This window comes from Pseudomonas sp. LBUM1651, from assembly GCF_059716135.1.
On record NZ_CP166805.1, the window covers coordinates 999,547 to 1,012,034 of the forward strand.

10 protein-coding genes are annotated in these 12,488 nt (G+C 61.7%); 6 read left to right on the forward strand and 4 right to left on the reverse strand.

From position 1 onward, the window contains the following. Positions 1–33: 33 nt before the first annotated feature. Positions 34–2,463, forward strand: coding sequence for a TonB-dependent siderophore receptor (locus ACA066_RS04570; protein WP_497698297.1), 2,430 nt, complete (start codon positions 34–36; stop codon positions 2,461–2,463). A gap of 118 nt (positions 2,464–2,581) precedes the next feature. Here the strand turns inward: ACA066_RS04570 and ACA066_RS04575 are convergent, their stop codons facing one another. Beyond that, positions 2,582–3,457 carry a helix-turn-helix domain-containing protein gene (locus ACA066_RS04575; RefSeq protein ID WP_497698298.1) on the reverse strand — a complete coding sequence of 292 codons (876 nt, stop codon included), beginning with the start codon at positions 3,455–3,457 and terminating at the stop codon, positions 2,582–2,584. A 263-nt stretch (positions 3,458–3,720) separates the two neighbouring features. Between ACA066_RS04575 and ACA066_RS04580 the strand changes: the two genes are divergently transcribed. Further along, positions 3,721–4,623: a DMT family transporter gene (locus tag ACA066_RS04580; RefSeq protein ID WP_497698299.1), complete on the forward strand. Its 903-nt coding sequence runs from the start codon at positions 3,721–3,723 to the stop codon at positions 4,621–4,623. A 120-nt stretch (positions 4,624–4,743) separates the two neighbouring features. Here the strand turns inward: ACA066_RS04580 and ACA066_RS04585 are convergent, their stop codons facing one another. Continuing rightward, positions 4,744–5,718 carry a 2-hydroxyacid dehydrogenase gene (locus tag ACA066_RS04585; protein ID WP_084318172.1) on the reverse strand — a complete coding sequence of 325 codons (975 nt, stop codon included), beginning with the start codon at positions 5,716–5,718 and terminating at the stop codon, positions 4,744–4,746. Positions 5,719–5,890: 172 nt separating this feature from the next. Further along, positions 5,891–6,859, reverse strand: coding sequence for a LysR family transcriptional regulator (locus tag ACA066_RS04590; protein ID WP_497698300.1), 969 nt, complete (start codon positions 6,857–6,859; stop codon positions 5,891–5,893). Between the two features lie 182 nt (positions 6,860–7,041). On the opposite strand from ACA066_RS04590, the gene ACA066_RS04595 reads away from it, so the two are divergent. The 4 genes from ACA066_RS04595 (at position 7,042) to ACA066_RS04610 (ending at position 11,939) form a co-directional block, all read left to right on the forward strand. Further along, positions 7,042–8,541 (forward strand): efflux transporter outer membrane subunit, encoded by a 1,500-nt coding sequence (locus ACA066_RS04595; protein ID WP_497698301.1) that lies wholly within the window; start codon positions 7,042–7,044, stop codon positions 8,539–8,541. Positions 8,542–8,662: 121 nt separating this feature from the next. Then, complete coding sequence (locus ACA066_RS04600; protein WP_497698302.1) at positions 8,663–10,855, forward strand: FUSC family protein; 2,193 nt, start codon at positions 8,663–8,665, stop codon at positions 10,853–10,855. Next, on the forward strand, positions 10,845–11,045 hold the full coding sequence (locus tag ACA066_RS04605; RefSeq protein ID WP_007896379.1) for a DUF1656 domain-containing protein: 201 nt from the start codon (positions 10,845–10,847) through the stop codon (positions 11,043–11,045). The genes ACA066_RS04600 and ACA066_RS04605 overlap by 11 nt, the downstream gene beginning before the upstream one ends. A gap of 39 nt (positions 11,046–11,084) precedes the next feature. Continuing rightward, positions 11,085–11,939: an efflux RND transporter periplasmic adaptor subunit gene (locus tag ACA066_RS04610; RefSeq protein WP_497698303.1), complete on the forward strand. Its 855-nt coding sequence runs from the start codon at positions 11,085–11,087 to the stop codon at positions 11,937–11,939. Between the two features lie 105 nt (positions 11,940–12,044). Here ACA066_RS04610 and ACA066_RS04615 read toward each other — a convergent pair whose 3' ends face one another. Continuing rightward, positions 12,045–12,437, reverse strand: a complete 393-nt coding sequence (locus tag ACA066_RS04615; RefSeq protein WP_497698304.1) for a DUF4440 domain-containing protein — start codon at positions 12,435–12,437, stop codon at positions 12,045–12,047. Positions 12,438–12,488 lie beyond the last annotated feature (51 nt).

Genomic DNA, 12,488 nt, shown 5'->3' on the forward strand with positions numbered 1-12,488 from the left:
GCATCCGTAGCGGTTCTACACAGGTCATGAGCAATGAAGTCCAGGGCAAAATCGGGTTCGGTCAAACAGTGGTTGGGTGCCTCGGCGTTGGTTGTTTCGGCATTGGCGTTGCTGCCATTGAGCGTGGCATTGGCCGCTGAGGCCGGCACGACGCAGCAGCGTTCGCAGTTCAACTTTGCGATGGCCGCCAAACCGCTGCCTCAGGCCTTGAGCGACTTCAGCCGGATTACCGGCATCAGCGTGGTCTACACCGACGAAGCGCCATACGGCATTACCGCGCCAGCCGTCAGCGGGCAGATGAGCGCCGAACAGGCGATCCAGCGTTTGCTCAGCGGTTCGGGTTTGACCTTCCGTCGCACCGATGCTCACACCCTGGCGCTGGAACCGCAGCCCACCGAAGGCGCCCTGAACCTGGGCGCGACCACCATCACCTCGGTGATGGATCAAACCATGAGCTACCAGCCGCCGCCCACCAGTTCGGTGATGCGCTCGTCGGCCTTGCTCCAGGAAATTCCCCAGACCGTCAACGTGATCCCGGCCCAGGTCATTCGTGACCAGGCACCGCGCAACCTCGATGACGCGCTGGCCAACGTCAGCGGCATCACCCAGGGCAACACGCTGGGCAGCACCCAGGATTCGGTGATGACCCGCGGTTTCGGCGACAACCGCAACGGCTCGATCATGCGCGACGGTATGCCAGTGGTGCAGGGCCGTGGCCTCAACGCCACGGTCGATCGGGTCGAAGTGCTCAAGGGCCCAGCCTCCTTGCTCTACGGCATCCAGGACCCGGGCGGCGTGGTTAACATGGTCAGCAAGAAACCTGAACTCGAGCAGTACAACGCGTTGACCCTGCGCGGCTCGACCTACGGCGACGGCAAAAACGGTAGCGGTGGCGGCCTCGACAGCACCGGCGCGCTCGGTGATTCCGGGCTGGCGTACCGCATGGTGCTGGACCACGAAGACGAAGATTACTGGCGCAACTTCGGCACCCACCGCGAGACCCTGGTGGCGCCATCCCTGGCCTGGTTCGGTGAAAGCACCAAGCTGTTGTTCGCCTATGAACACCGTGAGTTCCTGACCCCGTTCGACCGCGGCACGCTGATCGACCCGCGTGACAACCATCCGCTGGACATCTCCCGCGATCGTCGCCTCGACGAGCCGTTCAACAACATGGAAGGGCGCTCGGACCTGTATCACTTCGAGGCCGACCACGAGCTCAACGACAACTGGAAAGCTCACTTCGGCTACAGCTGGAACCGTGAAACCTACGACGCCAGCCAGGTGCGCGTCACGGCCATCAACACCGCCAAAGGCACGCTGACCCGCAGCATGGACGGCACGCAAAACGCGATCAGCACCGACCGCTTCACCACCGCCAGCCTCGAAGGCAAGGTCAATGTGCTGGGCATGCAGCATGACCTGGTGTTCGGCGTCGATGACGAGTACCGCAAGATCTACCGCGAAGACCTGATCCGCCAGAAAAGCCTGACCACCTTCAGCTACCTCAACCCGGTCTATGGCCGTGAAGTCGCCGGCACCACCGTCAGCCCGGCCGACAGCGCGCAGACCGATTTGCTGCGCAGCGATTCGCTGTTCCTGCAGGACTCGATCCACCTCACCGACCAGTGGATTCTGGTGGCTGGCGGACGTTTCCAGGAGTACGACCAGTACGCCGGCAAAGGCGTGCCGTTCAAGGCCAACACCGACAGCAACGGCCAGAAGTGGGTGCCGCGCGCCGGTCTGGTGTACCGCTACACCGACGCGTTGTCGTTCTATGGCAGCTATACCGAATCGTTCAAACCCAACTCGACCATCGCCCCGTTGAGCGGCAGCAGCACCGTGCTCGACGGCAGCGTTGCACCGGAAGAAGCCAAGTCCTGGGAAGTCGGCGCCAAGCTGGATATTCCGGGCCGTGTGACGGGTAACGTCGCGCTGTTCGACATCAAGAAACGCAACGTGCTGGTGGCCAATTCCGAAGGCCCGGTGACGATCTACAGCGCTGCCGGTGAAGTGCGTTCCCGTGGGCTGGAAGTGGATTTGACCGGCCAGCTCAGTGACCGTTGGAGCATGATCGGCAGCTATGCCTACACCGATGCCGAAGTGACCGAGGACCCGACCTACAAAGGCAAAAAACTGCAAAACGTCGCCAAGAACACCGGCTCGCTGTCGGCGGTCTATGACTTTGGCACCATCGTGGGTGGCGATCAGTTGCGGGTCGGCGCGGGCGCGCGGTATGTCGGTGAGCGGGCGGGCAACGCAGTGAATGATTTTGATCTGCCGAGCTACACCGTGGCCGATGCATTCGCCACCTACGACACCAAGGTCGAAGGGCAGAAGGTCAAGTTTCAGCTCAACGTGAAAAACCTGTTTGACCGCACCTATTACACGTCGGCGGCGAGCCGGTTCTTTGTGTCGATGGGGGATTCGCGGCAGGTGTCGCTATCTAGCACTTTGGAGTTCTGATCAGAGACCGCGTTATCGTTCTTCGCGGGCAAGCCTCGCTCCTACAGGTTCGGCACCGTCCTTGTAGGAGCGAGGCTTGCCCGCGAAGGCGGTACCACAGGCGCTGAAGATTTCAGGACTACCGCAAAAACGCCTGCCGATATTCGCCAGGCGTCCCACCGAGAACCTGGCGAAACCGGTTGGTAAAGTGACTCGCACTGGCAAACCCGCACGCCAGCGCAATCTCCCCCAATGGCTGCGATGTCGTCCGCAGCAACTCCCGCGCCCGGCTCAGCCGCCGCGCCAACACATACTGATGCGGCGGCAAACCAAAGCTCTCTCTGAACATCCGCGCAAAGTGATACTCCGACAGCGCACACAAACCCGCCAACTGCCCCAGGCTGATGGCTTCGGCCAACTGATTGTCGATGAACTCGACCAACTGCCGTCGCTGATGTGCAGCCAACCCACCCTTGAGCCGCAAACCGTCGCGCATCCCGACTTGGCCGAGCAGCACGTGGCTGAGCATTTCATGGGCCAGGCTGCTGGTGAGCAGGCGTTCGCCGGGTTCATCCCAGTTGAGTGTGAGCATCTGGCGAAAGCGCCGTGCTTGTTGCGGGTCGTCGAGAAAGGTCCCTTCGCGCAACTGCAGCTCGCGAGGTTCGCGGTCCAGCAGCGTGACGCAGCCGAGGGCGAACTGTTCGGGGCTGAAATACAGATGGGCCAGGCGAATGTCGCCGTTGATCACCCAGCCTGACTGATGGTCGGCGGGCAGGATGCACAGCTTGTCTGGGCCGCCCTTGGTGCCAGGCTGGTCGCGGCGAAAGGTGCCGGTGCCGCCGGCGATGTAGCAGGACAAGGTATGGTGGCTCGGCGCTTCGTAGTCCTGGGCGTCGTGATGGTTGCTCCACAAGGCTGCAGCCATGCCGTCACCGAGCTCGGCGCTGTGCTCGAGGCGAGCATTGGGCGAGCGGTTGAGGGCTTGAAAGACTTGCAGGGTTTCCAGTGCGGGCATGATCGGTTCTCTCCAACGCTTTGCATCCTACTCCGTAGACGTTGGCCTGCCAGCCTCTGCGCCGACAAAAGCGCAAGTTTATGCAAGTGCAAAAGGATTGCGCGAAGGACACTGAACCCCTAACTAGGCAATGCCCTGTGGCGAGGGAGCTTGCTCCCGCTTGAGTGCGCAGCACTCACAAAGGGGCCGCTGCGCAGCCCAACGCGAGCAAGCTCGCTCGCCACAGAAGCAAACAGCATTGCCACTTCCCGGAGTCCTTGGCCATGAACCTTTCGCTGTACTTGCTGACCGTGCTGATCTGGGGCACCACCTGGATTGCCTTGAAATGGCAACTGGGGGTGGTGGCCATTCCGGTGTCGATCGTCTATCGCTTCGGCCTCGCCGCGCTGGTGCTGTTCGTGATGCTGTTGCTCAGCCGCAAGCTGCAAGTGATGAACCGTCGCGGGCACCTGATTTGTCTGGCGCAAGGGCTGTGCCTGTTTTGCATCAATTTCATGTGCTTCCTGACCGCCAGCCAGTGGATACCCAGTGGCCTGGTGGCCGTCGTGTTTTCCACCGCGACGCTATGGAATGCCCTGAACGCGCGGGTGTTCTTCGGCCAGAAAATCGCCCGCAACGTCCTGTTGGGTGGTGCACTCGGTTTGCTGGGGCTGGGTTTGCTGTTCTGGCCAGAACTGGCCGGCCACACCGCCAGCCCGGAAACCTTGCTGGGCCTGGGTCTGGCGTTGCTCGGAACGCTGTGTTTCTCGGCGGGCAACATGTTGTCGAGCCTGCAGCAGAAGGCAGGTCTCAAGCCGCTGACCACCAACGCCTGGGGCATGGCCTACGGCGCGGCGATGCTGTCGGCGTGGTGCCTGGTCAAAGGCATTCCGTTCGACATGGAATGGAATGCGCGTTACATCGGATCGTTGCTTTACCTGGTCATTCCGGGCTCGGTGATCGGTTTCACTGCCTACCTGACGCTGGTCGGGCGAATGGGCCCCGAGCGTGCAGCCTATTGCACGGTGTTGTTCCCGGTGGTGGCGCTCAATGTGTCGGCGTTTGTCGAAGGCTACCAATGGACCGCACCGGCGCTGGTGGGGCTGGTGATGGTGATGCTGGGCAACGTGCTGGTGTTTCGTAAACCCAAGGCGCCGATGGTGCCAGGACACGGCAAGCTGGCTTAAGAGAATACCCTGTAGGAGCGAGCCTGCTCGCGATGGACTCAAGGCCACCGCGGGGCATCTGGTTTCCCGCGTTATCGTTGACGACCATCGCGAGCAGGCTCGCTCCCACAGGGGCCAGGGTCAGCCTTTCCAGACTTGTGGATTGACCAGATCCTGCGGCCGCTCGCCCAGAAGTGCACTGCGCAGATTGGCCAGTGCACGGTTGGCCATGGCCTCGCGGGTTTCGTGGGTCGCCGAGCCGATGTGTGGCAAGGTCACTGCGTTTTTCAGTTGATACAGCGGCGATTCGGCCAGCGGTTCTTTCTCGTAGACATCCAGCCCGGCGCCCCGGATCTGATTATTTTGCAACGCTTCGATCAGTGCCGGTTCGTCCACCACCGGGCCGCGGGCGATGTTGATCAGGATCGCGCTCGGCTTCATCAACGCCAGTTCTCGGCGGCTGATCAGGTGTTTGGTCTTTTCACTGAGCGGCACCACCAGGCAGACAAAATCGGCCTCGGCCAGCAGCTCATCCAGGCTGCGGAACTGCGCGCCGAGTTCTTGTTCCAGCGCGGTTTTGCGGCTGTTGCCGCTGTAGATAACGGGCATGTTGAAACCGAGCCGACCGCGACGGGCGATGGCCGCGCCGATATTGCCCATGCCGACAATGCCCAGGGTTTTGCCATAGACATCGGTGCCGAACAACGGGGCGCCGACGGTCGCTTGCCATTGGCCGGCCTTGGTCCAGGCGTCCAGCTCGGCAACGCGGCGGGCACTACTCATCAGCAGGGCGAAGGCCAGGTCCGCGGTGCTTTCGGTGAGGACATCAGGCGTGTTGGTCAGCATGATCCCGCGTTCGTTGAAATAGGCGACGTCATAGTTGTCGTAGCCGACCGACACGCTGGACACCACTTCCAGTTTGCTCGCGTTCTCCAGTTGCGCCCGGCCGAGCTTGCGACCCACGCCGATCAGGCCATGGGCGTGGGGCAGGGCTTCGTTGAATTGAGCGTTGATGTCGCCGTTTTTCGGGTTGGGCACGATGACGTCGAAGTCCTGCTTGAGGCGTTCGATCATTTCAGGCGTGATGCGGCTGAAGGCGAGGACGGTCTTTTTCATGGGAGGAGGGCTCGTCGGGCGGGGAGAATGCTAAGCACGCTAACATTCTTCCCGGACCTTGTGTAGGAGCGAGCTTGCTCGCGAAAAACCTGAGATCGCCGTTGGGTGTCAGGCTTGCCGCGTTATCGTTCACGACCATCGCGAGCAAGCTCGCTCCTACAATAAATTGGGCTCAGTTCGCCAACCGTGCCCCAGCCAGACTCCCGCTCAACTCATACGCCGCCAGTTCCGCCTGATGCGCCGCCAGAATATCCGGCAACGACCCGCGCAAATACTCGACCCAGGTCTTGATCTTCGCATCCAGGTACTGCCGCGAGGGGTAGATCGCGTACAGGTTCAGTTCCTGCGACCGGTAGTTCGGCATCACCCGCACCAGCGAGCCGTTACGCAACCCTTCAATCGCCGCATACACCGGCAATACGCCGACGCCCATGCCGCTGGTGATCGCGGTCTTCATCGCGTCCGCCGAGTTCACCAGAAACGGCGAGTTCTGAATGGTGACCATTTCCTGGCCTTCGGGCCCGTCGAAGGTCCACTTCTCCAGTGGAATCACCGGGCTCACCAGGCGCAGGCACGCATGGTTCAGCAAATCGCTGGGCTTGTGCGCGCAGCCGTTGGCTTTCACGTACGCCGGCGAGGCGCAGACGATGCTGTAGGTGATGCCCAGACGCTGGGACACAAAACCCGAATCCGGCAGTTCGCTGGCGAGGACGATCGACACGTCGTAGCCCTCGTCGAGCAAGTCCGGCACGCGGTTGGCCATGGTCAGGTCGAAGGTCACGTCAGGGTGAGTCTTGCGATAACGGGCAATGGCGTCGATCACGAAGTGCTGACCGATGCCGGTCATGGTGTGCACCTTGAGCTGCCCGGCCGGGCGCGCGTGGGCGTCACTGGCTTCGGCCTCGGCTTCTTCGACATAGGCCAGGATCTGCTCGCAACGCAACAGGTAGCGCTTGCCGGCCTCGGTCAGGGCGATGCGACGAGTGGTGCGGTTGAGCAGGCGGGTTTGCAGGTGGGCTTCCAGGTTGGAGACCGCGCGCGAGACGTTGGCCGTGGTGGTGTCGAGTTGCACGGCGGCGGCAGTGAAGCTGCCGGCCTCGGCCACGTAACTGAAGGCGCGCATGTTTTGCAAAGTGTCCATGGGGTGCTCTCGGGTGCGATGGCAAATTGTGACACGAAGTTTCAGAGTCTGAGACCCCGACCAAGGGATTATCGCGTTAACGGTAACAAAGATTCACAGGAATCCCGGCTTATCGCCAATCAACCCCACCTCTAAGATTGCGCCGGCTCCTACAACCTCCTCTCTTTCAGGAAATCGCAGCAGTGCCGCGTCGCATCAGCAGAGCGCTTCAGACGCTCAGTGTTTTGGCTTTAACCCTGGCAATCAGCGGCTGCATCGGAACCGGAGGTATTGCCCCGCAGGGCAAGGCACTGGAGGCCAATTCACTGGCCACCGACGAAGCCATCCAGAGCGCCGCGCAGGACGCTCACTGGCCCACCGCACAATGGTGGCAAGCCTACGGCGACCCGCAACTGAGCCGCTGGATCGACCTCGCCCTGCAAGGCAGCCCGACCATGGCCATGGCGGCCGCGCGAGTGCGTCAGGCCAAATCCATGGCTGGCATCGCCGAATCCGCCGAGTCGCTGCAGATCAACGGCGAATCCACCCTCAAGCGCCACAACTGGCCCACCGATCAGTTCTACGGGCCGGGTGAGTTGGCCAACACGACGACCTGGGACAACAACGCTGCGCTGGGCTTCAGCTACGCCCTCGACCTTTGGGGCCGCGAAAGCAATGCCACTGAGCGCGCCGTGGATATGGCGCACATGAGCGTCGCTGAAGCGCGCCTGGCGCAGCTCGAACTGCAGAACAATATCGTGCGCGCCTACATCGAACTGTCGCTGCATTACGCGCAACGGGACATCGTTGCTGCGACCCTGAAACAGCAACAGCAAATTCTCGACCTCGCACAGAAGCGTCTGAACGGCGGCATCGGCACGCACTTCGAAGTCAGCCAGGCCGAAACGCCGCTGCCGGAAACCCACCGCCAGCTCGATGCCCTTGATGAAGAGATAGCCCTCAGCCGCAACCAGCTCGCAGCCCTGGCAGGCAAGGGGCCGGGCGACGGCGCACAGTTGCAGCGGCCGACGCTGGCGTTGGGCACGGCGCTGAAATTGCCGTCGTCGCTGCCCGCGCAATTGCTCGGCCAACGCCCGGACGTGGTCGCCAGTCGTTGGCAAGTCGCGGCCCAGGCGCGGGGCATCGATGTGGCTCACGCCGGTTTCTACCCCAACGTCGATCTGGTCGGCAGCCTCGGCTACATGGCCACCGGCGGCGGGGCGCTGGAGTTTTTGACCGGCAAGAAACTCAATTACAGCGTCGGCCCGGCGATCTCGCTGCCGATTTTCGACGGCGGCCGTTTGCGTGCCGAGCTGGGTGAAGCCTCTGCCGGTTACGACATCGCCGTGGCCAAATACAACCAGACCCTGGTCAACGCGTTGAAAAACATCTCCGACCAGTTGATCCGCCGCGAGTCCATGGACAAGCAGCAAACCTTCGCCGCCGAGTCCGTGGCTACGGCGCAGAAGACCTACGACATCGCGATGATCGCTTATCAACGCGGACTCACCGATTACCTCAACGTGCTCAATGCCCAGACCCTGTTGTTCAAGCAGCAGCAAGTCCAGCAGCAAGTCCAGGCTGCGCGGCTCAGTGCTCACGCCGAATTGGTGACGGCGCTCGGCGGTGGTCTTGGTGCGGGTAACGACGTGCCGAACTCCGAACAGACTCAAGTGCCGAAAACCCCGAGCCTTTTGCGTTGAACACAACACCTGTGGGAGCCAGCCTGCTGGCGATGAGGGCAGCACAGTCAACATTGATGTCGACTGACACTCCGCTATCGCCAGCAGGCTGGCTCCCACAGGTTTCATTGAGCAGGAATTTATGACGCCCTTGCCCGCACCGCTGCGCTGGCTCTACTCCCTTGATTGGCGCCGGGGTTTCTTCGACTGGGCACGCAGTGACGGCGTGACCTGGGTCTACATTTTCAAGGTGTTGTTCGCCGCGTTCCTGACCCTGTGGCTGGCGATGCGTCTGGAATTGCCGCAACCGCGCACGGCGATGATCACGGTGTTCATCGTCATGCAGCCGCAAAGCGGTCAGGTGTTCGCCAAGAGTTTCTACCGCTTTCTCGGCACCTTGACCGGGTCGGCCGTGATGGTCGCCCTGATTGCCTTGTTCGCGCAAAACACCGAGTTATTCCTGGGTTCGCTGGCGATCTGGGTCGGTATCTGCTCGGCCGGTGCGGCGCGGTATCGCAACTTTCGCGCGTATGGTTTTGTGCTGGCCGGGTACACCGCCGCGATGGTCGGGTTGCCGGCCCTGGCGCACCCGGACGGCGCGTTCTTGGCGGCGGTCTGGCGCGTGCTGGAAATCTCGTTGGGGATTCTCTGCGCCACGGTGGTCAGCGCTGCGATCATGCCGCAAACCGCCAGCGCAGCGATGCGCAACGCCTTGTATCAGCGCTTCGGCGTGTTCGCCTTGTTCGTCACCGATGGCTTGCGCGGTCGCAGCAAACGGGACGCTTTTGAAGCGAGCAACGTGCGCTTCATCGCCGAGGCGGTCGGCCTGGAAGGGCTACGTAGCGTCACCGTGTTCGAAGACCCGCACATGCGCCGGCGCAACGGTCGGCTCAGTCGTCTGAACAGCGAATTCATGGGCATCACTACGCGCTTCAACGCCTTGCACCAATTGCTTGAGCGCTTGCGCAGCAGCGATGCCGATCACGTGGTCGCGGCAATCAAACCGGGCTTGCAGGACCTGGCTGAAGTGCTCGACGGCTTCAGTGGTCGTGCCTTGACCAGCCCCGATGCGGCACGTTTGGTCATAGCGCTGAGCGTTTACAAGGAAGGGCTGCCGGCAAGGGTTCGCAGCCTGCGGGCGACCTTTCAGGAGAGCAACCCGAGCGACGCCGAACTGCTCGATTTCCACACCGCGTACGAGCTGCTCTACCGCTTTGTCGACGACCTGCACAGTTATGCACAGACCCACGCGTCCCTGGCCGATCACCGCCATGAACGGGAGCAATGGGACGAACCGTTTACCCCCCAAACCAACTGGACGGCATCCGCCGCTTCGGGGATTCGCGCGGCGTTCATTCTGGTCGTGCTCGGCAGCTATTGGGTCGTAACGGCGTGGCCGAGCGGGGCAACCATGACCCTGATTGCAGCGGCGACTGTCGGGTTGTCCGCCGCGACACCCAATCCAAAACGCATGGCATTTCAGATGGCCTGCGGCACGTTCCTCGGCGCGCTGATCGGCTTCGTCGAGATGTTTTTCATCTTCCCGTGGATCGACGGTTTTCCACTGCTGTGCGTGATGCTCGCGCCAGTGATCGTGCTCGGTTCGTTCCTGACTTCGCGCCCGCAATACGCCGGTATCGGCCTCGGCTTGCTGATTTTCTTCAGCACCGGGTCGGTGCCGGACAACCTTACCGTGTACAACCCTTACACCTTCATCAATGACTACATCGCCATGGTGCTCGGCATGCTGGTGTGCGCGGCGGCGGGGGCGATTATCCTGCCGCCGAACAGCCGCTGGTTGTGGCGTCGGCTGGAACAGGATTTGCGCGGGCAGGTGGTGTACGCGATCAGCGGCAAACTCAAAGGCCTGGCCTCAAGTTTTGAAAGCCGCACGCGGGACTTGCTGCACCAGGCCTACGGTCTCGCGGCCGGCCAGCCGCAGGTGCAGCGGGACTTGCTGCGCTGGATGTTGGTGGTGCTGGAGGTCGGTCACGCGATCCTCGAGCTGCGCAAGGAACAGGCGATTCTTCCAGTGCACCCGGCGTATGCCGAATCGCAGCCGTGGCGCCAGGCCATCCGCGTGATGGGCCGCTCGCTGGTGCGGCTGTTTCTGCAACCGAGCCAGAGCAATCTGGAACGCGGATTGATCGCGGTGGACCATGCGATCAGCCGCGTACAAGCCACTGACGAACCCTTCGCCCCGCACTTCGATACCTCGGCATTGCGTCGGGTGAAGAGCTACCTGCACTTCATCCGCACCTCGTTGCTCGACCCGCAATCACCGCTCGCTGCTTACATGAACACCCCGCCTCAAGGACTTGAACATGCCTCGTGAAATCGCCTTCCACGGCGTGTACATGCCGACCATGACGCTGATGTTTTTCATCGCCGCGGCGCTGGCCTGGGCGCTCGACCGGTTCCTGTCCGGGTTCGATCTGTACCGTTTTTTCTGGCACCCGGCGCTGCTGCGCCTGAGTCTGTTTACCTGTCTGTTTGGCGCCCTGGCGCTGACTGTCTACCGTTGACTCTCTACCACTGACTCTCTATCACTGAAGAAGGCCCCGATGAAAAAGCTTTTCAGCCTGCTCGCGACTCTGCTGGTGCTGGCCCTCGCGCTATGGATCGGCCGGACCCTGTGGGTGCATTACATGAACACGCCGTGGACCCGCGACGGCCGGGTGCGCGCCGACATCATCAACGTCGCCGCCGACGTCACCGGGGAAGTGGTGGACGTGCCGGTGCGCGACAACCAACAGGTGAAGAAGGGCGACCTGCTGATGCGCATCGACCCCGAGCACTACCGCATCGCGGTCAAACAGGCGCAGGCACTGGTGGCTTCACGCAAGTCGACCTGGGAGATGCGCAAGGTCAACGCCCATCGCCGCGCCGACATGGATGCCCTGGTGATCTCCAAAGAAAACCGCGACGACGCCAGCAACATCGCGGACTCGGCCCTCGCCGATTACCAGCATGCGCAAGCGCAACTGGAAGCGGCCGAACTGAACCTCAAACGCACCGAAGTGCGGGCGGCGGTGGACGGTTATGTGACCAACCTCAACGTCCATCGTGGCGACTACGCACGCATCGGCGAAGCGAAAATGGCCGTGGTCGACATGAACTCGTTCTGGGTCTACGGCTTCTTCGAAGAAACCAAGCTGCCGCACGTGCGGGTGGGCGATAAGGCCGACATGCAGCTGATGAGTGGCGAAGTATTGAAGGGGCACGTGGAGAGTATTTCTCGCGGGATCTACGACCGTGACAATCCGGAAAGTCGTGAGCTGATCGCCGATGTGAACCCGACCTTCAACTGGGTGCGCCTGGCACAGCGCGTGCCGGTGCGGATTCACATTGATGAAGTGCCGGAGGGGGTGCTGTTGGCGGCGGGGATTACGTGCACGGTGGTCGTCAACTCATTGTAGGAGCGAGCTTGCTCGCGATGAACGAGAGGGCACCGCGTGTATTCAGAATGTACGCATCATCGTTGACGTCCATCGCGAGCAAGCTCGCTCCTACAGTTGTCGTAGTCAGCAAAACGTCTCATGCAAATGTCGCCAAATCACCTTGCCATCTGCCCGCTTTTCAAACACCACGGTCGAGCGCCGATCCGAGTGCAGGCCGGTGGCATCGGACTGTTGCTCGCGGTAACTCACGGTTGCACCGCCGTCATGTAACGCGAGGCCACGTAACTCGCCAAGCTCAATCCGGAACCCGAGTTTCTTGCCGCCCGCCAGCATGAACAACTCTTCCAACGCCGCAAAATCCAGCACCCGGCCCAACGGCGAGACCATGGAAAACTGCGGCGAAAAACGTGTCAGCAGGTGTTCAAGTTCGGTGGCGTCCCGTTCTTCGGCCAGCCATTGTTCGATGGCGACATGCGCCTGGATCACTTCGTCGAAGTATTCGGTGTAGTCGGTCATGTCATTTCCTGAAAAATCTGCTGAGCCTATTCTGACGCCTTCGCGGGCAAG

What these genes read in the sequence shown, in the direction of transcription:
- ACA066_RS04570 (WP_497698297.1), top strand. Translation starts at nt 34, where the DNA reads ATGAAGTCCAGGGCAAAATCGGGTTCGGTCAAACAGTGGTTGGGTGCC.
- ACA066_RS04575 (WP_497698298.1), bottom strand. Translation starts at nt 3,457, where the DNA reads ATGCCCGCACTGGAAACCCTGCAAGTCTTTCAAGCCCTCAACCGCTCG.
- ACA066_RS04580 (WP_497698299.1), top strand. Translation starts at nt 3,721, where the DNA reads ATGAACCTTTCGCTGTACTTGCTGACCGTGCTGATCTGGGGCACCACC.
- ACA066_RS04585 (WP_084318172.1), bottom strand. Translation starts at nt 5,718, where the DNA reads ATGAAAAAGACCGTCCTCGCCTTCAGCCGCATCACGCCTGAAATGATC.
- ACA066_RS04590 (WP_497698300.1), bottom strand. Translation starts at nt 6,859, where the DNA reads ATGGACACTTTGCAAAACATGCGCGCCTTCAGTTACGTGGCCGAGGCC.
- ACA066_RS04600 (WP_497698302.1), top strand. Translation starts at nt 8,663, where the DNA reads ATGACGCCCTTGCCCGCACCGCTGCGCTGGCTCTACTCCCTTGATTGG.
- ACA066_RS04605 (WP_007896379.1), top strand. Translation starts at nt 10,845, where the DNA reads ATGCCTCGTGAAATCGCCTTCCACGGCGTGTACATGCCGACCATGACG.
- ACA066_RS04610 (WP_497698303.1), top strand. Translation starts at nt 11,085, where the DNA reads ATGAAAAAGCTTTTCAGCCTGCTCGCGACTCTGCTGGTGCTGGCCCTC.
- ACA066_RS04615 (WP_497698304.1), bottom strand. Translation starts at nt 12,437, where the DNA reads ATGACCGACTACACCGAATACTTCGACGAAGTGATCCAGGCGCATGTC.